This is a genomic window from Flavobacterium sp. GW821-FHT12A05 (assembly GCF_058807735.1).
Genome location: NZ_JBXAQY010000004.1, coordinates 364,103 through 386,378, shown reverse-complemented (window position 1 = coordinate 386,378; position 22,276 = coordinate 364,103). Strand labels below are relative to the sequence as shown.

15 protein-coding genes are annotated in these 22,276 nt (G+C 34.6%); 13 read left to right on the top strand and 2 right to left on the bottom strand.

The genetic code is table 11. The features are described from left to right. Positions 1 to 192: 192 nt before the first annotated feature. Entirely contained in the window at positions 193 to 4,392 is a 4,200-nt protein-coding gene (locus tag AC1RRQ_RS11350) for an eCIS core domain-containing protein (RefSeq protein ID WP_493023138.1), read from the bottom strand. A gap of 145 nt (positions 4,393 to 4,537) precedes the next feature. Next, positions 4,538 to 6,529, bottom strand: coding sequence for a glycoside hydrolase family 18 protein (locus AC1RRQ_RS11345; RefSeq protein ID WP_493023137.1), 1,992 nt, complete (start codon positions 6,527 to 6,529; stop codon positions 4,538 to 4,540). Positions 6,530 to 6,827: 298 nt separating this feature from the next. Here AC1RRQ_RS11345 and AC1RRQ_RS11340 point away from each other — a divergent pair, with 298 nt between their 5' ends. From AC1RRQ_RS11340 to AC1RRQ_RS11280, 13 genes are read left to right on the top strand one after another with little or no spacing between them, the layout of a single operon-like run. Continuing rightward, a complete protein-coding gene (locus AC1RRQ_RS11340; protein ID WP_493023136.1) occupies positions 6,828 to 7,400 on the top strand; it encodes a Pvc16 family protein in 573 nt (190 codons plus the stop codon). Between the two features lie 8 nt (positions 7,401 to 7,408). After that, complete coding sequence (locus AC1RRQ_RS11335) at positions 7,409 to 8,239, top strand: hypothetical protein (protein WP_493023135.1); 831 nt, start codon at positions 7,409 to 7,411, stop codon at positions 8,237 to 8,239. A gap of 17 nt (positions 8,240 to 8,256) precedes the next feature. Further along, positions 8,257 to 10,197 (top strand): phage tail sheath family protein, encoded by a 1,941-nt coding sequence (locus AC1RRQ_RS11330; protein WP_493023134.1) that lies wholly within the window; start codon positions 8,257 to 8,259, stop codon positions 10,195 to 10,197. A 33-nt stretch (positions 10,198 to 10,230) separates the two neighbouring features. Beyond that, positions 10,231 to 10,686, top strand: a complete 456-nt coding sequence (locus tag AC1RRQ_RS11325; protein WP_493023133.1) for a phage tail protein — start codon at positions 10,231 to 10,233, stop codon at positions 10,684 to 10,686. A 3-nt stretch (positions 10,687 to 10,689) separates the two neighbouring features. Beyond that, the gene (locus AC1RRQ_RS11320; protein ID WP_493023132.1) at positions 10,690 to 11,145 is read left to right on the top strand and encodes a phage tail protein; all 456 of its coding nucleotides are present in this window, start codon (positions 10,690 to 10,692) and stop codon (positions 11,143 to 11,145) included. A 22-nt stretch (positions 11,146 to 11,167) separates the two neighbouring features. Then, positions 11,168 to 11,332 carry a DUF5908 family protein gene (locus tag AC1RRQ_RS11315; protein ID WP_493023131.1) on the top strand — a complete coding sequence of 55 codons (165 nt, stop codon included), beginning with the start codon at positions 11,168 to 11,170 and terminating at the stop codon, positions 11,330 to 11,332. Further along, complete coding sequence (locus AC1RRQ_RS11310) at positions 11,332 to 11,997, top strand: CIS tube protein (RefSeq protein ID WP_493023130.1); 666 nt, start codon at positions 11,332 to 11,334, stop codon at positions 11,995 to 11,997. Before AC1RRQ_RS11315 ends, AC1RRQ_RS11310 begins: the two co-directional genes overlap by 1 nt. A gap of 6 nt (positions 11,998 to 12,003) precedes the next feature. After that, entirely contained in the window at positions 12,004 to 13,800 is a 1,797-nt protein-coding gene (gene vgrG, locus AC1RRQ_RS11305) for a type VI secretion system tip protein VgrG (RefSeq protein WP_493023129.1), read from the top strand. 16 nt (positions 13,801 to 13,816) lie between these two features. Beyond that, positions 13,817 to 14,116: a PAAR domain-containing protein gene (locus AC1RRQ_RS11300; RefSeq protein ID WP_493023128.1), complete on the top strand. Its 300-nt coding sequence runs from the start codon at positions 13,817 to 13,819 to the stop codon at positions 14,114 to 14,116. A 3-nt stretch (positions 14,117 to 14,119) separates the two neighbouring features. Continuing rightward, a complete protein-coding gene (locus AC1RRQ_RS11295) occupies positions 14,120 to 14,527 on the top strand; it encodes a GPW/gp25 family protein (RefSeq protein ID WP_493023127.1) in 408 nt (135 codons plus the stop codon). Positions 14,528 to 14,535: 8 nt separating this feature from the next. Continuing rightward, on the top strand, positions 14,536 to 18,393 hold the full coding sequence (locus tag AC1RRQ_RS11290; protein WP_493023126.1) for a baseplate J/gp47 family protein: 3,858 nt from the start codon (positions 14,536 to 14,538) through the stop codon (positions 18,391 to 18,393). Between the two features lie 5 nt (positions 18,394 to 18,398). Next, positions 18,399 to 19,244, top strand: coding sequence for a hypothetical protein (locus tag AC1RRQ_RS11285; RefSeq protein ID WP_493023125.1), 846 nt, complete (start codon positions 18,399 to 18,401; stop codon positions 19,242 to 19,244). 32 nt (positions 19,245 to 19,276) lie between these two features. Further along, positions 19,277 to 22,249 (top strand): baseplate wedge protein, encoded by a 2,973-nt coding sequence (locus tag AC1RRQ_RS11280; RefSeq protein ID WP_493023124.1) that lies wholly within the window; start codon positions 19,277 to 19,279, stop codon positions 22,247 to 22,249. Positions 22,250 to 22,276 lie beyond the last annotated feature (27 nt).

The window sequence follows — 22,276 nt, the reverse complement described above, 5'->3', positions numbered from 1 at the left end:
AAATAAGCCATTCGTCTGTTTGAAGTTGTCGTATAGTATATACGTCTGGTGAAAATTGCATTTTTTGGAGGTATAATAACTGTAGCTAAAATTACTAAGAATTTTTAATCTAAAAATAGAATTATTAGTTCAAATTGTTATTTTTATAATCTGATGATATTTTGAATTTTATCTTTTACAAGTAACAATTTACTAACTTCTTTTTAGTTTGTCTAAGGCCTGTTCTACCTGATATTGAAGCAGGAGAGCAGCCTGAGTTCTGCTTGAAAATTTAAAAGCAATATAAGTTCTTAGTTTTTCTAACAGACTTTCTAAAATAGGAATTTGAGCACTCTTGTCTGTTCCTCTAACGGCGTCATAAGCCTGAAGTGTGTCGTCGATAACTTTTACTCTTTTACGTTCATTTTCGCCGCCTAATACACCTTTAGTTGTAGAGATTTCTATGAATTTTGCTTTGGTCATTATAGACGATGAAACACTCACACTTAAAGCTTCTGCGCCCATCTGATTCAATTCTGTATTTAAATTTTGAACATCTATTTCAGGAGGAGTTAATGATTCCATTTTTGTTTCAATTGTTGAAGTTTGTTCTTTTTGAGAATCAATTTTTTCTTTGTTGGTTCCTATACCATCTTCCAGTCCCACAATTTCTAATCCAGATTCAACATCATTCATAAGGCCTAGAATTTTATTTAATTCGGCTTCATAGTTATCCAGGATAGCTCCTTTGTTTCTAATTTCGTCTTGTTTTTCTTTTAGTTTATTTTTGGTGTCAAAAGTGTTTAGCAGCGCTGTTACATTATCTGAATTAATATTCTTTCTGAAAAAAGCATCTTTTCTTAAAATAATTTCCATTAGTTTATTCATACTGTTATCAAACTCCCGTTTTATGGTTTGGTGTTTTTTAAGAAGGTCAGACGCCAGTACAGAAACATCATGGGTTAGACTGGTAATTAATTCTTTTCGTTTAGGACCACTTCCTATTATTCTTTCTCTTGCAGAAAGCAGTAATCTTTTAGCTTCTTCTCCTTCTAAAACTTCGTGATTCATGGTTGGTTCAGTTATAGCATCACTGAATGCTCCTTTTTTGGTATCTTCACTTCTTTTTCCATCAGGGAGTGAACCAAATTGACCAGCTTTAGTCCATTCGCCCAATGTCCAGTCTTTGAATTTAACTCTTGTAAGTTGTTTGTCGTAGAACATGAATGCTTTTACTCTTAACTCTCCGCCAACTTCTGCTGTAATCGCGCTTTTTAATTCGTATAACATTTTAAGAGGATCACTTTGCTTCATTTCTGAATCGATGTATAATAATGATCCTGTTAAATCAGCGGTAGTACTAATATTTAAGCCGGCTTGTGCATAAAGATTGGCTTGCAGGGCAACTGCTAATCTGGCCCCTAATTCGACTCCGGCACTTATTTTAAGATAAAGATCGCCCTTAATTCCCGGATGAGCTTCAAACTGGTAAGGTTTGTTTTTTCCTTTTTCACGTTTCGCTTTTGCATCAAAATTAAGCGTAACGCCGCCGCCGAGTTTTATACCAAAATGTCCTGCAACGCCTATAAAAATAGGAAACGGAACACTCATACTAAAAGGCCATACAGGAGGTTTACTTCCCGGAAAAGTAAAGGATGATTTTATAATTATAGATTGTTCTTCTGGATTAACAGTAGCTTCAACACCAAATAAATTAATTGTAAACGCATTTATTGCCGGGCTGACAGCTCCAATCGAAAATCCTTTACCTTTATTAAAATAAGCATCTTTTGCTTTAAGAGAGATATCTGGCTTGATAAAATCGAGCAGACCCGTATCAAAAGAAGGAAGCATACTGGAATAGCCGTTTCCTTCTTCTTTAGATTTAAAACTAATTCCGGCTTCTTCTGCACCAATTCTATTTTTATTGAATTCAGCGTTTTTAACCAATACTTCAAACATAGAAGTGTCGATTTTTAATTCAGCAAGAGTTCCTGCAATTTCTTCTTTAGACAGTGTAAGCTGCGCTTTTTCTGCACCCAGCAGGCTGGTACCTCCATTTGGTGTTACGTTTATATCTGATGTAAGTGATACTTTGTATCCATCTTTTTTAGAAAATCCAAGACTCATATTGCTCAACTGAACCTGGTCAATAGGAGAAATAGTTTTTCCAGGAAGCAATAAAGAAATAGCTTCAAAATCGATTCCGTTACTATTCCAGCTTAAACTGTCTACAGAAGCTTCAATTTGATATTCAGGAATTGATAAAGTCGCCTTTGTAATTTGAATTCCTCCATTATGGAGAGATGCTTTTTCAACTAGTATTTCAAAGTCTTTAAACTTCACTTTTCCGCTGGCGAACTCGTATTTATTATCTTTCTTATTAAGCGAGAGATCTTTTAAATTGAGATTAACTCCATGAATATTGGCATCGATTTCCTTTGCTCCGCCGGAGATGTTTTCTTCAATCTCTTCCGCAGGATTTGCTCCAACATACGATAGATGTGCTCCTGTAATATTTACGCTGCTTCCCCAGAAATCTAACAAGAAATTTTTCACGGTGAAGTCAAAACTTTTTAGTTTCTTATTGTCTACTACACCCGCAGCTTCAATTTTTTCGGCAGATAAAGCACCTTTTAATATATCGAGTTTAGTAATCTCTATCGCTGTTGTTCCGCTGTATGAGTTGTTTATACTGAATTCTTTAAGTTTGTAGTTCCCTTTTTCATTAACATTTTTTAGAGCGAGAGAATTGAAATTTCCGTTATTTAGTTGTAATTCCATAGAACCACCTATGTTGTAACCTGCAATGTTTAATTCTGCATTTGTTAGAAGTGTTAACAGCTTGTTGTCAATTTTTCCTTTGGAGTTTGTAAGAGTTACAATTCCGTTACCAATAATTAATTCTTCAATAGCTAATTCTGCTTTTTTAACGCCGCTTTTTGTCACTTCCAGAGTATCAATAGTAACGACTCCTAATGTATTTCCTAAAAGGGATTTAGGTTCAGAGTTGATCACAATTGGCGAACCGGCTATATATCTAAACTCGCCGGAAAAAGGAAAAAACAACTTATCCATTCCATTTCCTTTTCTATCAGGAAGATTTTGATTGAATAAATGCAGCTGCACAAAAAACTCAATAATTAATCCAGGAACTTTTTCACGAACAGGAGCTTTTGGATCTTGTTTTTCTTTGGGAGCTTCAGTTTGAAAATCATAACCCAGTTTTAGATTATTCATCATCAAGGTAATAACCTGCAGATTAAGATTAATTAATTTTCCTGCTTCTTCTTTAGTTGGTATAGTATCTTCTGGAGCTTTTGGACCGGGAACAACCTCTTTTCCAGAGGATCCCATAAGATATCTGTATAAAGAAGATAATGGCTGCGTAAAGTAAGTTACAGCAGATTTGGCTGTGTCTACCCATCCTTGCAATTTTTCTCGAATTTCTCCTTCATCTCCTTTGACTATTAATCCTTGTAGGCGGGTTGAGCTTCCTATTAATGGGGTATTTGCGGTAAGTACCCCAATAAGATAAAGGATACCTGTTTTTATATTATCTGGTACAATGTCCCATACTGCTAAAGCGGCTTTAACAGCAACAATCATATAATTTATTCCGGGTACCAGAGCCGACAGTCCAGTCCAATCTGAAACTGTACTTGCAATAAATGCATCTCCGGCTCTTAATAAAGGAGTGATAATAACTTGCCATCTAACATCAGAGATTTCCTTTAGTAATATGCCTTTCATTAATCCCCATGCCAGATTAGTGGTTATAGCAGCAGCTGATTCTGTTTTTTCTAATTGTGCGATTGATGTGATATTACCCTGCGGAAAAAGAAATTTCCCTTGAAAAACAGTATTATGATTATAAGCTTGTAAAGCTTCATTTCCCATAATATCAGCTTCATTCTCCAAGCCTGCATCGTCATTTACGGGGATATCTCCTTTCATTTGCAAAGTTGGTTTTACCCTTCCTTGTTTTTGCTGTACTACGTGCCAGGCTTCATGTGGTAAATGTTTTTCTTGTCCCGAAGCAATATGAATATCAGTGCCTTGTGCATAGGCGTGCGCCTGAAGTTCTGCTGGTTTATCGGAGTTGTAATGTACATTTACATCGTCCATGCTGTAACCCGAGAGATTTTCTATTCCGGATTTTAAGTTATCGGGCAGGCCGGTGTCGTTTGCTTTTTTCTGTACAGGAACGGCATTATGTGTATTGGCAATTGCCTGCAGCTGAACAGCTTTTTTTACCTGCGGACTGTTGTCTGCTATTTCTTGTAACTGCATTTGAGCTGTAACCGACGGAGAATCTACAAAAGGAAGAGCAGCAACTCCATTATCTTTTTTCTGGATAGGAGGAGTTTGTTGTTTCTTGTTTTCTTTATTATTGTCGGCGTAAGTATTCATTGTTTACTTTTATTTTAAACTGCAATTACTTTTAGCCAAAATGAACACAGGAAAAAGTAACAGAATAATTATAACACAAAAAAGCTAACATATTAAAATTGAAATAGGTTAGGAGTGACAAATTCAAGCTTTACTACCTGCAATTTTATGGAACCTCCCTTGGTTTTATGAGAGGAAAAATCAAAAATTTCATAGCAAGCAGACCAATGAGAAATCCTCCGCCTAATATCTTTAAAACAGTTATAAAACTGGTTTCACATTTTCCTGTTGTTGACAATCCAAATCCGGCAAATCCGGGATTGAGAAACAGACATAATACCACACAAATAGTAAGTAAAACACTCAAAAAAGTTAAAATACCGTAAAACAGCTTACTTTTTGTCCAGTCATCGCCTAATTGTTTTTTCTGTTTTAAACAATATAAGGCAATGAAAACCAGTGCGGCAAATAGTATTTCTGTAACTATAATAATTAAATTATCAGAAAACATATTTTTTTTGTCTACCTCATTAAAATCACAAGGATGATTAAAAAGCTTCTTGTATAATTGAATCTCTTGTAAAATTCTTCTTTTCCACGAAGCGAACCTTCCTTCTTTGACAGGCGGTTTTAATAGTGTGGTTTTAACCTTAATGTACATCGTTTTGTCTATAAGGGCATTCCACATTTCGGGTCTTCCATCATCAGAGCCTAATCCCCATATACCAATTCCTCCAACGCCTTTATTTAAAATAAAATCATATTTTTCAGATATGGTCTGTATATCATCAAACCACAATTGGCTGATCGTATCCTTTTTATTTTTTATAATGTTTATTAATGCTCCATCGTTTTTATCATACGACGGAGTATACTTCGTTAAATAGTTTTTGACTATGGTATTGTAGAATTTAAATTCAGATCTTTTTGATTTATACTGCCAGAGTATCCCGTCGTAGGTAAGGCAGGCGATAATTTTTTTAGGAGGTATATTTCTATTGAGATAACGGTCAAGACCAGTACCCAAACTATAATCAGATCCTTTAAGAGGCGCTATAGGACCGTAATTGTTTTTCCTGGAAAAATCTATAATAAAACGATCCACAAACGGTTCTATTTGTTGTATGTCATAATTATGATATTGATCTACTACAGGAAGTGTAATCGTGAGCTGATAGGAACGATTTGCCTCTTTTAGTTTGTAATGAAGCAGACTTATAAATTCAGTAAAATTATTACGGTTTTGATCTCCAAAATTTTCAAAGAATATATTGACTCCATCCGCTTTTTTTTCTTTTAGCAGAAAATTTGTTTCCTCAATCAGACGTAATTGGGCATCTCTGTTTTTAAGAAACTCATCCAAGCTTTTTTGGCTTTTATCAAAGATGCACAAAAGGACTCTGCATCCTTCGCTTTTAGCTTTGGGTATTACTTCTGCCGTATCCCAGCCGTTGAGTGTTTTGTAACTGCCTGTTTTTCCATTTAATTCATAGCCATAATAAATTAAAGTATTTAAAGCTTTATAGTTGTAATTGAGATAATATTTGTTCATCCAGTGAGGATGAAATCCGTATACTTCGCTGTTTCGGGCTACTTTTCTGATTATGGTTTTAACCGGTATGTTATTTATACTTACAGTCGTCATAATTCCATACGGATAGGGAAGCAGATCGCGTATTTCCTTTATTTTGGCCTGTCTTTTTTCTTCTTCTTTTTCGAGGTCAATTTTTTTCTGAACCATCGGCAGCAATTTATCTACTAAATTATTGATGTCGATATTTGAAATTTTAGTAGAATCTACAGAAGTTGTAAAATCCAGAAACAAACTGTCAATTTGTTTTTGTATCGTACTTATAGGAACCGTATTATGGTTGGTAATATAGGTATTATTTACAGTGGTATCTCTGGGCTGTTCTGGTTTTTGCAGCCTGTTAATAATGGCTATGATACGCTGCTCTTCGCCCTTTCTAAAATTGGCTCTGAATTTAAAAGCATCGGTAATTTTTTTAAGCAGTGATTTTTTTATTTTAACAGTATCTGCGGGAACCTCAATACTTACATTTTTCTTACTTACAGGAGCATTGTTTTTTTCCTGCGCAAAAGAAATTGTACAGGTAAAAGAGCAAAACACGATAATAATTATATAAATAAGACGCATTATTGGGGGCAAAATGGTTAATTATTTGTTATTGTTGAATGTTTAAAAATTTCTCAAAAATACACTTTAATATGTTTGTAAATTTGTAGTTATGTTATTTTTTTTATAATAAATTAACATGAAAATATTTAAATATCTGTAAGTCAATAAATTATGTATTTTCAATGTTATTTGTAAATAAAATATTATTTATTTTACATGTAAAAAATTTTTTTTTTGAAAAAGAAATATTACGTTTGTTAAAGTTTGAATTGTATGTATTTGATTAGTAATATATTATAAAATACAAGAAATTGCTATGATTTACGAAGCTCTAACATGTCTGTCTGAAGAACTAAATGACTTCTTTAAGCTGAAATTGAGCATCGCCGAAGAGAAAGTGATACTATCCGGGTTAGTTAATGCTGATGGTACAGTTGCTATTCCGGGAGAAAATAAAATAGTAATTACACTTGTTAATTTAGAGAAAGAAACATTACAAAAATTACCCTCAAAAGCAGTAACAACAAACTCTTTTGGAAACCAAAATACACCCTTACAAATTAATATTTACGTTTTGTTTTCGGCCTATTTCAGCAGTAATAATTACGGAGAATCATTGCGTTTTATATCGTTTATAATGGCTTATTTTCAAGGTAAAAATGTATTTACCAAAAGCAATACACCTAACATGGATCCTAAAATGGAAAAGTTAAGCATTGAGATTGTAGATATGAGTATGGATGGCTTAAGTAATTTATGGTCGCTGCTGGGTGCAAAATATATGCCGTCAGTTTTGTATAAAATCCGTCTGCTGCATTTTGATGAATCTGTAGTGAGAGAATTTAGACCGGGCGTATCAAAAATTGACAATCAAAGTAAAACTAATTAAGAAATATAGTGACTGCTGAATACGAAATATTAACACAAGTCGAATTTAAGCATCGCTATTTTTTAAGCAATAAATTAGAATGTTTTAGCATACAGCCAGATCCTGAGACACATCATTTTTTTTTAAGGTCGGGGATTCTGTTTAAATCATTTAGCAATGGTTTTAAGCTGTTTTTTAATTCATTCAATAATCAGGAAACGATTAAAAGAACTGATATTCTGGATGATTTTGTTTTGCGGTTTCATATCGTATTAAACGATCTGTATTTTTTTAATTATACAGATTGCGGGGCAAAAAAATGGGATTCAGACTTTTATCATTTTAATAATTTTAGAGGCAAAAAGGAAAGATTTAGTATTAAAAATTTACATAATGAAGAATTTGTATCAGTAGAAGATACTGTTGAGGAGCATACGTTTGGGCAAAAGTTTTTAAGAAAACCGTTTGGAATCATAGAGCTGCAATTGCGATATGATTTACAGACACAATATGTGGTACATTTTAGAGAGATAGAAAGTTATTGGCGTTATATAATTGTGGGTGATCATTTTAAAAATTTATCTCAATTAGCAATTATAGGAAAAGATGTTGCATTTGAAGGTCCCGGAAATATTACACTTCCGGATAATCGGGAGGGAATAAGTTTTGTTTCCGCAGCACCGATTGGTCATAAACAAAGACCTGACCAGTATTTTAAGTTAGTTGATCATTATAAAGAGGACGAAAGCACATTTAATGTTTTAATTAAGGCGCTTCCGGTTCCGGACACAAAGCACATATCGTCGATAATAGAGAATAAAAACGATAAAAAGTATTATTCAGAAATTTTTATTTACTAAACAAACACATATAATTTATGATAAACAACCCTATGACCCCCGGTGTTTATATTGATGAAAAGAACGCCTTTCCTAGTTCTGCCGTATCAGTAGAAACTGCTATTCCTGTCTTTATCGGCTATACTGAAAAAGCCGAATGGAATGGCAAATCATTAGTAAATGTTCCAACCAGAGTTACCTCGTTTGCAGAATATGTAGAGCGCTTTGGAGGAGGATTTAAAGCAAAATTTAAAATTGTTGATGCTAATCCGGCTATCAAACAAGAAACATTTTCGCTTGACGGAAAAAACAAAGTAGTCGAAATAAACAAAGACAATACACTGTATTTGTTTAATTCTATCCGCTTGTTTTATGCCAATGGCGGAGGCCCTTGTTATATCTTGACTGTTGATACCTATAAGGATAAAGCAGCATTAGAGATTAAGGCCGATGACTTTTTGGGCTCTACAACAAAATTAGATCCTTTTGAAATTCTAAAAAAAGAATTTGAACCTACGCTTGTTGTTGTTCCGGATGCAATTGTATTAGGAGAAGCATGTTACAACTCCATTTACACTAAAATCTTAAGTCACTGTGCCACAATGCAAAGCCGTTTTGGACTTTTTGATTTGGTAAAACAATTACCTTCTGAAGATACAACTCCTATTGTTACAAGTTTCCGTGAAGGTATCGGAATGAACGATTTAAAATACGGAGCTGCTTATTATCCGTGGCTGAAATCCGGAGTAGTACAGCCAGGTGAAATAACTTTCGAAAACTTAGATGATTCTATAGATCTCGCGACTATCCTTCCTAAAAAAGAAGAAGCTGCTTTGAACATTATTAAAATATTCAAAACAGCAAAAGAGACGGCAGAAGATGCTCCTCCTGCAGTATTCAAAGCTATAAAAGATGTCGAAAAGGCTGATAAAGCATTGCAAGAGGCCAAATTTGCAGAAGGCAACACCAAGAAAATAGCAATAGATAAAGCAAAAGCAGATTTAACAGCGGCACAAAATGCAGATCCGGTTGATGATGCTAAAGTTAAAGATGCCGAAAAAGCTGTGGCAGATTTAATCGCAGATACAGACCCAAGTGATGCTGTAAAAGCATTGGAGAAAGCCAAAACCGATGCCGAAGAAGCTTTGGAAACAGCAAAAACAACTTCAGCAAAAGCTTTAGAAGCAGCAAAAGCAGAATTAGAAACTGCTAAAAATGCCGCTGCAGTCGATGCTGATAAAGTGAAAGCTGCTGAGAAAAAAGTAGCAAAAGCAACTAATGATCTTTCAGAAAAAATACTTTTCCCTTCAGAAAATGATAAACTAAACTTTCATCAATCATTAAAAGCTACAAGTCCAACTTATACCAACATCCTCGAAGAAATCAGATCAAAATTAAATGAATTGCCTCCAAGTGCTGCAATGGCTGGTATTTATACTGCTGTAGACAGCAGCCGAGGTGTTTGGAAATCTCCGGCAAATGTATCTGTAAGCATGGTAAATGCACCATCCATAAATATTTCAAGTGAGCAGCAAGAAAGTCTGAATGTTGATGTTGTGGCAGGAAAATCCATTAACGTTATCCGTTCTTTTCAAGGTATTGGAACTCTAGTATGGGGAGCCAGAACTTTAGACGGTAATAGTCAGGATTGGCGCTACATTAACGTTAGAAGAACCTTAATCATGATCGAGCAGTCTTTAAAATTAGCGACACGATCTTATGTATTCGAACCTAACGATGCCAATACCTGGGTAACGGTAAAAAGTATGATGTCTAATTTCTTAACCAATTTATGGAAACAAGGCGCTTTGGCAGGAGCAGCTCCTGAGCAGGCTTTTGATGTCCAGATAGGTTTGGGTTCTACAATGACACCTACAGATATTTTAGACGGAAAAATGCTGATTACTGTAAAAGTAGCAATTGTACGTCCTGCGGAGTTTATTATTATAACATTCCAGCAGCAAATGCAGCAATCTTAAATTATAACTATAATCAATTAAAATATATTTATTATGGCAGACGATGGTTCAAAACAATCAGCGGCCACCTGGCCTTTAGTTAAATTTTCATTTCAGGTAAAATGGGACGATGCAGAACTAATTTTTCAGGAGGTAACAGGTTTATCTTCTGAGACACAGGTGATAGAATATCGCGGAGGCAGCAGCAAAGTATACTCTACAGTAAAGATGCCCGGCATACAAAAATTTGGAAACGTAACTTTGAAAAAAGGGATGTTTTTAGGAGATAAAGCATTATGGGATAAGTACAATCTTATTGCCATGAATACCTATAAAAGATCGACTATAACCATAAGCTTACTGGACGAAACAAACGAAGTGGCAATGAGCTGGACTCTGGCCAATGCTTTTCCGGTTAAGATTACCGTTACGGATATGAAATCTGACGGAAATGAAGTAGCAGTCGAATCAATAGAACTAGCACATGAAAAACTAACTATTGTGAAGTAATAAATGGCATACGTTGCAAAAACACCACCATTTTTTCCTGCAGCATTTTCTTTTAAAGTAAATGTTGTAGGAATTACGGGTGTTTACGAAGGAAGTTTTCAGGAAGTAACCGGACTTGGAGCAAAATTAGGAGTAGAAACCATAAAAGAAGGCGGTGAAAACCGATTCGAACATCGTTTACCTAATCCTGTTAAATACGATAATTTAGTTCTAAAAAGAGGAATGGTATTAAATTCCGGACTCGTTTTGTGGGCAAGAAATTCTATCGAGTCTTTTAATTTTATTACCAAAACCGTAATAGTTAATTTATTAGACGAGACTAGTGCTCCAATTGCTTCGTGGTCATTTAACGGTGCCTATCCCGTTGCTTTAAAAGTATCCGATTTAAAGGCTCAGGATAATGCTATCGTTATAGAAACACTCGAGTTATCGTATAGTTATTTTACGAGAATTTTTTAATTATTTATTTAAAATTAAGGCCATGCCAATCGAAATTCGTGAGTTAGTTATAAAAGTTAATATCGTTGAAGATAATAAAGCTGGTGATGCTGTAGATTCTCATAATTTATCAGATCTAAAAAGACAAATTATACAAGAGTGTACAGAAAGAGTTATGGCTAAACTAGAAAAAAAATCAGAGCGATAATGGCATTACTTAAACTAAAAATTGAAGCTTTTTCTGATCCTGAATGCACCAGTTCTGTAGGCGATCCTATAGAAGCCATGTTTAATCCTAACACGTATACCCGTAAATATAAGGCGCAGTATAATGCATCAAAAGTTATTGGGCAAAACGATAGAACCCTTATTTTTCAGGCATTGGTAGGAAACGATATGACCTTGAAATTAATTGCCGATGGTACAGGAGTTGTGCCATTGCCAAAAGGGATTTTAGACGTAGACGATTATATTAAAAAAATTAAGCAGCTTACGTATTCTTATAATGGTTTAAAGCACAGGCCTAATTACCTCACCATAGTATGGGGAAGTTTATCTATGATTTGTGTTTGTAAAGCATTAAATGTAAGCTATAATTTATTTAAAGAAGATGGAACGGCGCTCCGGGCTTCAATTGAGCTTATGTTATCCGGAACATCTGATTTTGTTACCGTAGCCAAAGAAGCTAAAAAGAGTTCGCCGGACTTAACACATATTCGGACTGTTAAAGCGGGAGATACCCTGCCTTTAATGACTTTTAGAATATACGGAGACAGTTCTTATTATATGGAAGTTGCCAAAATAAATAACCTAACTAGTATAAATGCCATAAAACCTGGAGACCAATTGTATTTTCCCCCAATAAAAAAATAATAGTAAATGCCAGCAAAATCACCATTAGATATTTCTGATCCTACTTTAAGGTTGACGATTAAAGCAAATGGAAGCCCTATAAAAGATTCATACCCTGTAGAATCTGTAAATATTACGCATGAATTAAACAGAATATCATACGCCGAAATTTGTCTTATTGATGGAACAGTAGAGTCTACTGATTTTCCTATCAGCGACAGTGCTGATTTGATTCCCGGAAATACGATTGAAATTACAGCAGGTTATGGATCTGATGCCGAAACGTCCATTTTTAAAGGTGTAATTGTAAAACAAGCCATTCGTATTAATGATGGAGAACCTTTTGCCTTAATTATTACTTGCAAGCACAAAGCAGTTACCATGTGTTACAATAAAATGGAAGCACAATTTACGAGTAAAACCGATAGTGGTATTATGAATGTTATTGCCGGAAATTATGGTTTAAGTGCCACAATTGATGCGACTACACCAGTTTCTGAAGCCATGTTTCAAAAACTGGCAACAGATTGGGATTTTATACTGGCACGTGCTGATTTTAATGGTTTTGTTATTTCATTAGATGGTGATGCTATCACAATTGGAAAACCAAAAGTAGACGGAACTGCCGTATTACGAATTGGTTTCGGAGAATCTATACTTTCATTTGATGCCGAATTATCTGCAGAAAAACAGCCAACCTCTTTACAAGTAAGCAGCTGGGATATTAAACAGCAAAGTCTATTAGTATCGAGTGCTGCTGAGCCTGTTCTAAACGAGCAAGGCAATTTGAGTGCTAAAACATTATCAGGTAAACTGAATCAAAAAGAGTTAAAACTGACTTCAAATACACCGCTTACAAATGAAGATTTAACCGTTTGGGGAAATGCCAGTTTATTAAAAATAAGATTAGCCGCCTTAAGAGGAATGGTAAGTTTTATAGGCAATGGAACAGTAAAACCCAATACTATAATCGAATTAGCAGGAGTAGGAGATCGTTTTAACGGAAATGCATACGTAACGATGGTCAACCATGTTTTAGAAAGCGGAACCTGGACTACCAAAGTAAAATTTGGACTTGATGAGAAGTTTGCTTACGAGAATAAAAATTTCTCTTATCCTAATGCCTCAGGTCAGCTGCCGCCCATTAATGGTTTACAAACCGCGACAGTAAAAAAAATATTTGGCGATCCGGATTCTCAATTTCGCATTTTGATCACATTACCCAGCAATGCCGAAAATCAAGACGGAATATGGGCGAGAATGGCCAATTTTCATGCTACAAATACTGCAGGAGCAGGTTTTTTGCCAGAAGTTGGAGATGAAGTTATCATCGGATTTTTAGAAAACGACCCGCGTTATCCAGTTATTCTGGGATCATTATACAGTACTTCCAAAGCAGCAGCAGCGACAGCAGCAGATAATAACAATTACATCAAAACAATTATCACAAAAAGTCAGCTTAAAATGACTTTTGATGATGAGAAAAAGATACTCAAATTAGAAACACCGGCAGGAAACTATATCACCTTTAGTGATGATGCCAAATCTATAGAAATTAAAGACCAGCATACCAATTCGATTACAATGGACTCCAATGGTATTTCTATTAAAAGCTTTAAGGACATTGTGCTGGATGCGAAAGGAAAAATTTCTTTAACAGCAGTACAAAATGTAGAGGTTGAAGCTAAAATGGATGTAAAAACTACGGGTCTAAATATAAACAATAACGCCAGTATAGGGTTTGTTGCTAAAGGAGCTGCTACGGCAGAAATATCTGCCAGCGGACAAACGACAGTAAAAGGCGCAATAGTAATGATAAACTAATTTAAAATATAAAGATATGGGAGCCCCAGCCGCACGAATAACAGATATGCACACTTGTCCAATGGTAACACCTGGATTACCGCCAATACCACATGTAGGCGGCCCAATTGTAGCCGGTGCACCAACCGTTTTAATAGGGTCTCTGCCTGCTGCACGAGTAGGCGATATGCTCGTTTGTGTAGGACCGCCGGATAGTATTGTAAAAGGTTCTTCTACTGTACTTATCTGTGGAATGCCTGCCGCCAGAATGGGCGATACAACAGCACACGGAGGTTCAATTGTACTGGGTATGCCCACGGTTTTGATAGGAGGGTAAAGAATGGAACTAAAATCATTTTTAGGAACAGGATGGAAATTTCCCCCTTCGTTTAGCAAAGAAACCAAAAATGTGACATTGGTATCAGATGAGACAGATATTGCAGAAAGTCTCCGCATTTTATTGAGTACAGATCCCGGCGAAAGATTAATGAGACCTGAATATGGCTGTAATCTCAGAAAATTTATGTTCGAGCGTCATGATGCCTCTTTTGTTACAGGTTTAAACAATACCATTAGCAAGGCCATTTTAAATTTTGAAGCCCGTGTAGATTTTATTGATGCCAAAGTAGTCACCCGTAACGAGTTAGACGGAGTACTGCATATAGAAGTCAATTATAAAATCATTATAACAAACACAAGACACAATATCGTATTTCCCTTTTATCTGCTTGAGGGAACTAATTTATAATACTAAATATGAGCACCGAAATATTCATGACATCAAATCAAGGGCTTAGCCAGGCACAGCGCATGCTTGACACTTTGATGCCTGATTATTTTAAAATTGATTCAAGGGATATTCCGGAAATGATCAGTTATATTCATAAAATAGCACCTCAGTTTAATTATTATAATGCACAAACAAATGAGATAGACGGAACGTGGGAAGATTTCCTGTATAACGATCCTTATCTCGCCGCATTATTAATCAGCAGAATAAATGTGGTAGATATCAGCGGTCAGTTCAGCACCCTGAAAAAAGCAATTGAACACGACAGCCATAGTAATCTGCTTTCTGAACGATTAGATAAATTGACTAAATTAATTGATTACTTATTTGATGTAATTGCTCAATTATCAAAGCTGCATTACTTATTAAATGCTTTGCCTCTGCCTAATGATATAGGAGAAGTATTAATGAATATTGAGCCAACAAATGATGAATCAGGTAAATTAAAAAATTATTGCGAAGAAGCTTCTTTAGTATTTATCAGCTTTAAAAATCCTGATCCGTCTCCAAAGTTATCAGGACATAAAAAAAAAGAGGACGTTGGTTTAGAAATACTATTGGAGAGTTCTAATAAAGAAAAAATAACGGGATCTATTCGTTATTTATCTGCCTTATTTGAATCTGTTATTGCAAAATTTAACGATTTGGTAAGAGCATCAAAATCATATATTTCTAGAAAGAGTATAGCAGAAGCTCAATTTTTACCGCAGATCGCTTTATTAATAAGTTTTTTGGATTTGTATAAATCGGCACAAGTAAAAATTAATGACTTTAACCGCAGGCATCTGGAGTATTATTATAAAGATGTTTTAGAATTAAAACCCAAAAAAGGACATAGAGATCAGCTCAATATAATTATTGAACCGGAAATAGGAATAAAGCGATTAGAAATTTCACCATCGGAATTATTAATTGCAGAAATTCCGAATGAAGAACAGCCTATAATTTACGAGTTAAATAATCCAATTACTTTATCGGCTGCCACAATAGCCGAGACCAAAACTATTTTTGTCAGTCAGTTTGCACAAGTCGCTTCCAAGAATATTGAAATAGACAATATAATTGAAAATCAGGTTTATCAGGCTTCTCCAAAAGTTTTTTCGGTAGCTGATTATCAAAAAAACAAAGACAATTATATTTCATGGCCTTGTCTTGGCGAAGATCAGCAGGGAAAACTGGGCAATATGCGAACAATGGATAATGCTAATTTAGGAATATTCATTGCATCGCCACTTTTGTATTTGCCGGAAGGAGAAAGAACCATCAGTATAAAAATCAAATTAGAACCTAAAAGTTTTGAAGCAGTACGGGATTACTTTTCTTCGTATACAGATACTATAAATGAAAATAAATATCATTATGGTTATAAAACAGATGAATCTGAAAAAGGGGCAAAAACGATCGAAACGATTATTTATGAACTTTTATCAAGCGCATTTGTTATAACCTACACTTCAACAAAAGGCTGGGAAAACATAAAGAAATATTTTGTAAAATTTGATCCAGCACCAGGCGGAGAAGAAGCAATTGAAATTATTTTGAAATTGAAAGCTATAGAAGAACCTATTGATAATTACAATAAGGGAATTCACAATCTTAATTTTGATTCTAAGTTTCCAATAGTCCGTATAGGGCTGAATAATTTCAGCAAACATTATGCGTACAGCTTTTTGCAGGACATCATAATAGAACGTATTACGATTAAAAGCGAAGCAAAAGGATTCCGTTCTTTACTCTTGCAAAACAGTATTGGTTTAGTAAGTCCTACAAGTCCGTTTCAGATATTTGGGCCGCAGCCTATCTTGGGTTCGTTTCTGGATATCAAGAATACCAATGTTTTTAATCGATACTTAACTGATTTCTCTATAAATATCAGCTGGTTGAATTTACCCAGAGAATACGGAGGTTTTGAAACCTATTATAAAGAATATCCGGAGCCTTTTAGAAACAACTCTTTCGCCGTTAATCTTAAAGCTTTAAAAACACAAAACTTATACTTAAATACCAAGAATGAGCAGCGAAAAGAATTGTTCAGCATTAACAATAATGGTTTTTTAAGTGATTTTACGGTAATAGATAAAATAGATTTCAGTAAACTGGATTTTATTAATGAACCATCGCTGGTGCCTTCAGATAGTAATAATCCATTTGCTGTAGACGGAACTTTAAGGTTAGAACTTTCTTCTCCCGAAGAAACATTTGGACAAGAAGTATTTACTAAAATTTTTCCCGAAGCTGTTATGAGTCAGGCTAAAAAAAAAGTATTAAAACAAGCTTTGCCCAATCAGCCTATTATTCCCATTATAAAATCGATAGCGATAGATTATTCGCTTGAGTATTCAGAAATTCTTGATGGAGCTGCAAATCGCGAAAACTGTAAAATACAGCTTATTCATGATTATCCGTTTGGGTATGATTACATCTATCCTAATAAGTATAAAAAGCAGACTAAATTTATGCCTGAGTTTTTAGATTACGACAACTTATGCATTGGTTTAAAAGATGTAGAACCTAAATCAGAATTGAATCTTTTGTTTAAGTTCGAAGATTCCAGTTTTCATTATACCTTAGAAAAAACAGAATTAATATGGAGTTATCTTAAAAACAATACCTGGATTCCCTTTTCAGACAAAGACATTATTTTTGATACTACCAATGATTTTATGGGCTCAGGCATTATCAGGCTTTTTGCTCCTTCCAGTATTCCATCAGGAAATACAATAATGAATCCGGATTTGTTTTGGATCAAAGCCACAACTTATAATGGCGTTGCAACGAAACCCAATTTATTAGGAATTGCATGTAACGGCGTTGTAGCGACACGAAAATATTTACCCGAAAATCATACTAAAAAAGGACTTTCTATTCCGCCTTATTCCATTAAAGGATTCGAAAAAACAATAAAAGGTGTTAGTGCTTTATGGCAGTTGTTCAGCTCTATTAACGGAGAAGCGCCGGAAAGTACCGATAAGTTCTATACAAGAGTAAGCGAAAGATTAAGACACAAACAAAGACCAGTTCAAAACAGAGATATTGAACAAGTTGTATTAGAAAATTTCCCGGAAATTATGATGGTAAAAAGTTTTAATACAGAAATAGAAGGTTATGAAATTGTAGAAGGAACCAATTTACATTTAGTATTAATTCCTAAAGAATCCCGAAACAATCATCCCTTTAAAGATGTTCCCAGAGTAAGTTTATTAACGCTTTTTGATGTAAAATCATTTCTCGACAAACTCATTTCTCCATTTATAACAATAGAAGTTGGAAACCCTATTTATGAAAGAGTAAAAGTAATCTGCGAAGTTGTTTTAACAGATAAAGCCAAAGAAGACTCCGGAAATTATCTGCGAAAACTAACCAAAGATATAAATAATTATATAGCACCGTGGCTTTATGATAAATATGATGATTTCAAAATAGGAGATCGTATCTACAAATCAGATTTATTACTGTTCATTAAAACACGTCCTTATATTGAGTATGTTACCGGATTTTCGCTGATTCATTTTTATAAAGAAAGACAATCATCAGATGATATTCTGGTTTCAAAAATGACAGATAGTGCCTTGGGAGATATCAAATACATTGAATGTTCTTCTCCAGCTTCGGTATTTGTGCCCTCAGAATTTCATGTGCTAAAGGTACTCGATAAACCCATTCATAAAACGGCGGTTCAGCTGGGTATTGCAGATTACATAGTAGGCGAAGAACTTTTAATAGAAGAAGATCCGGGCATAAGAATACCAAGCAGCGATGCTTCAGATTCTGAGTATGACGACGACGATGAACTTTTTAATTTTATTATTAATCCTAACATTTAAACGACATGGCCGACAACGAGATAAAAAAATTACACGGAAGAGCGGAGTTAATAGAATATTTTAGAAATGGAAGAATTCCTAACGAAACTCATTTTAAATCGCTGATAGATTCTGTAATTATTCAACATGATGACGGAATATCTAAAGATGAGGAAAACGGGTATAGCATAACCTCTTTAGGGACATCATCCAGATTAATTACTTTTTACAAAAATATTGATCGTTTAGAACCTTTTTTCTTTGTAGAAAAGGATTTACTGGACAAACCAAGTCTAAAATTCCGTTCTGATACTGTCAAATCTGCAGCAACAGAAGAAGAAAAAACATTTTTCTTTCATAACGACGGAAGTTTAGGAATAGGAAATAAAAGTAAAAACAATTTTAAACTGGATGTAAATGGTTTCACCGCTTCTAAAGGAAGAACAGGAACCTACAACACAAAAAAAGAAATTCCGGCCAATGGAGAATGGCACGATATAACTCCGGAATTAGATAATTGCCAGGCTTTTGAAATCGTAGCCCGCGCAGGAATAAAATATTCCGGAAAATTTTCTATGATGCATGCAACAGCGTTGAGCACATTTGGAAAATCGCGATCTAAGATTAGAAAAACCCGAGCGTATTACGGATCATTTTGGTCGATTTGGAATAAACTGAATTTACGCTGGCACGGTACTACACATAATTTCAAATTGCAAATGCGTTCTAACTCTAATTTTGGTTCCGGAGCCATGATTTACTATACGATATGTGAACTTTGGGACGATGAACTTTTTGTACCCTTAAATTGCTATTATCCAAAGAAACAAGATGGTTTTGTTGATAAGGAAAGCCAGAATAAGAGAACTTAATTACGACGATAGAATATAGAATACTTAACAATATGATTGAACCTCGGTTTATAAATAAAAACATAGATCCTGCAGCTGATTTTGAAGTCATTTTAAAACAGGCAATTGATTTAGTCCAAAGGCTGACAGGACATCTATGGACAGACTATAATATTCATGATCCGGGAATTACCCTGTTAGAGCAGTTGTGTTTTGCATTAACTGATCTGCATTATAAAACAAAATTAAGTACCGAAGATATTTTAACCAATACAAGAGGGCTCATAAACAGAAACCAGCACTCTTTTTTTGAGAAAGAACATATCCTGACCTGTAATCCTGTAACGGTTAATGACTTTAGAAAAATTATTTTAGACAAAGTCAAAGAAGTAAACAACATCATGTTCAATCCAATTCTGTCTGTACACAGCAATCATTACATAAAAGGATTGTATAGAATTGTAGTTAGAGCCAATGAAACTATAACTAATCAGTTTGTTACAGATAAAGAAGCAGAGGAGGAGTTTAAAGAAAAAATTAGAAAACTAACACTTTCTAAACGGAATATCTGCGAAGATATAATGGGAGATATTGTTATCCTGAAATGTCAGAAAATAGCAATTCATGCCAATATAAGTATCAAATACACCTCAGTTCCGGAGGAAATACTGCTTAGAATTTACAATAAGATAGAATCTCTGTTAAACCCCAAAATCCGATTTTATTCTAAATCCGAATTGCTGGATATGGGCTATACCATAGAGCAAATTTACGATGGCCCGTTATTAAACAACGGAATACTGTTAGAAAGAGAGCTAAAACCAATTGCAACAGAAATAGATCCTATAGATGTTACGAATACTATTACGGTATTAGATGGCGTAAGCTATATTCAAAATTTAACAATAGAGAATATAGACCATTTTGATACTGAAGAAACAGCACTCAATGACGCTGATAAAGTAGAAAAAACAGATAGTTTTCCGTTTAAATTAAAGAAAGATCATTTTGCCTCTTTAGATAAAGATACTTTTCTGAAAAATGTAAAATTATATTCAGATGATTACCGTATTCCCATCAACGAAGCGCTTTTTTTAGAATTGTATGATCATAGAGAACCATTAAAAACGCAAGTCCGAAAAGATTCTGCAGGTAAGAAACAAGAGCGTAACATAAAAGCAGGTACTTACAAAGATGTAGGAACCTATTATTCGATACAAAACTATTTTCCTACCGTTTATGGCTTAAGAGAAAATGGATTATCTAAGTCGGAAACTAAAGAACGCAAAGCAGCGGCAAAACAACTCAAAGCTTATTTGCTTTTCTTTGAACAAATACTTGCCAATTATTCGGCGCAGTTAGCCAATCTTGGCAATCTCTATTCTACAGATTTAAGTACAAGCAATCAAAAATCATATTATACCCAAGATCTCTATAACGTTCCGGATATTCGCTATATATTAAAAGAATACAATCAAAATGGCGATAATCGCGCTTCGTTTGTAAATGAAATGAAATGGGAAAATTTTCAAAGCGACGAAGATAATGGTTATATGAAAGCATTACTAAGCGCTGTAGAAACTCCTGAAATCTATACCGATAGAAAGAATAAAATATTAGACCATTTGCTTGGACGCTTTAATCGCAAGCTAAGTATATATCCTATACTGCAGTATTTTAATAGTTATATTGGAGGAAGCAGTTTAGAGCGCGATACATTTGTGCTGCAATGGAAAGCAAACGTTTTAAACCATTTACTCCATATAGACCAAGGTAAAATAAAAGGCTACGATTATTCCTCTCAAATAAACCTGATGTCTGGTTTTGAGTATAAAATATCAATATATCTCAACATTAATCACCTGGAATATCCAAGCCTGACAAAGTTTAAATCGAGAAAAGAAAGCCTGATGCGCCGAAGGCTGACAGATACTTTTAATAATACAGAAAAAAAGTATACCATTACACCGGTAAAACCAGCGCCTGCAGTTCAGGAAGAACAGGAAATAGATATTATCGAATTTAATGATGAAAATCTTGCCGTAATAACCAATTCAGCAGAAAATATAGAACTGGGCGAAAACTTAGAGGCAGATACTATAGATCAATCCTATATATTCAATTCGCAGACAATCTCGGTATTAGAATTTGGAATCCTGAGGGAGAACTATAAAATAATTCCCAAAGACGGTAAATACATCATTATATACAAACCGCCGCAAAAAGATATCATAACCCCAGAAGAAAAATGGCAGGTAATTGGCAGTTATCAAATAAAAAGTAAGGCCATTAATGCCCTGAATGAAGTAATAGAATCTCTGAAGAAACTAAGTGTAGAATCAGAAGGATTTCATTTGGTAGAACATTTATTAATGCGCCCTAAGTTGGATCAGCATAATTTCGGGTTCAGCTATTATGAAAGTGAAGACAGCATACTTTTTAAAAACGACGAATGGACCACTTTTGAAGAAAGAGAAAACCGTTTGACAAAACTAAAAACCGCAGTACTGAACTTAGGAAAAAAAACGCCTGGAAACGATTTTGATTTCAAAGTTAAATTTACAAGCGACCATCATTTTAGTATTGTAAACACAGCAGTATTCAGCAAAAGAAAACAAGATTTAGATCCGAATCTAAAAAAGATTATCGCCGAAATTCATAAAATGCAAGAAAACAAAATCTTTAGATATCCTCGTATTGAACTTAATACAAAACTATCAGGCAGAGAGATTGTTAATGAAAATTTTTACAGCCTGAAAGCTACTATTGTTTTACCGGCATGGCCAGCCCGTTTTCAGGATAAGGAATTTAAAATGTTTACCGAGGATTTAATAAAAGCCATTGCACCGGGTTATTTAACCTTAAATTTTAAATGGCTGGGTATTTCGAGAATGCAAAAGTTTGAAACGCTTTATTTCGACTGGCTGGAAGCAATTAAAACCAATGCAGACCCTGAAGCAAGATTAGAATCATGTGAAGCCTTAACAAAGTGGCTTCGGGAAACGGACATCAAAAAACAAAAATAAAAGCAAAAATAAAAGACTGAAATTTTA

Coding starts and splice junctions, on each gene's coding strand:
- AC1RRQ_RS11285 (WP_493023125.1), top strand. CDS start 18,399: ATGGCCGACAACGAGATAAAAAAATTACACGGAAGAGCGGAGTTAATA.
- AC1RRQ_RS11330 (WP_493023134.1), top strand. CDS start 8,257: ATGATAAACAACCCTATGACCCCCGGTGTTTATATTGATGAAAAGAAC.
- AC1RRQ_RS11345 (WP_493023137.1), bottom strand. CDS start 6,529: ATGCGTCTTATTTATATAATTATTATCGTGTTTTGCTCTTTTACCTGT.
- AC1RRQ_RS11310 (WP_493023130.1), top strand. CDS start 11,332: ATGGCATTACTTAAACTAAAAATTGAAGCTTTTTCTGATCCTGAATGC.
- AC1RRQ_RS11290 (WP_493023126.1), top strand. CDS start 14,536: ATGAGCACCGAAATATTCATGACATCAAATCAAGGGCTTAGCCAGGCA.
- AC1RRQ_RS11300 (WP_493023128.1), top strand. CDS start 13,817: ATGGGAGCCCCAGCCGCACGAATAACAGATATGCACACTTGTCCAATG.
- AC1RRQ_RS11320 (WP_493023132.1), top strand. CDS start 10,690: ATGGCATACGTTGCAAAAACACCACCATTTTTTCCTGCAGCATTTTCT.
- AC1RRQ_RS11280 (WP_493023124.1), top strand. CDS start 19,277: ATGATTGAACCTCGGTTTATAAATAAAAACATAGATCCTGCAGCTGAT.
- AC1RRQ_RS11350 (WP_493023138.1), bottom strand. CDS start 4,392: ATGAATACTTACGCCGACAATAATAAAGAAAACAAGAAACAACAAACT.
- AC1RRQ_RS11325 (WP_493023133.1), top strand. CDS start 10,231: ATGGCAGACGATGGTTCAAAACAATCAGCGGCCACCTGGCCTTTAGTT.
- AC1RRQ_RS11340 (WP_493023136.1), top strand. CDS start 6,828: ATGATTTACGAAGCTCTAACATGTCTGTCTGAAGAACTAAATGACTTC.
- vgrG (WP_493023129.1), top strand. CDS start 12,004: ATGCCAGCAAAATCACCATTAGATATTTCTGATCCTACTTTAAGGTTG.
- AC1RRQ_RS11295 (WP_493023127.1), top strand. CDS start 14,120: ATGGAACTAAAATCATTTTTAGGAACAGGATGGAAATTTCCCCCTTCG.
- AC1RRQ_RS11315 (WP_493023131.1), top strand. CDS start 11,168: ATGCCAATCGAAATTCGTGAGTTAGTTATAAAAGTTAATATCGTTGAA.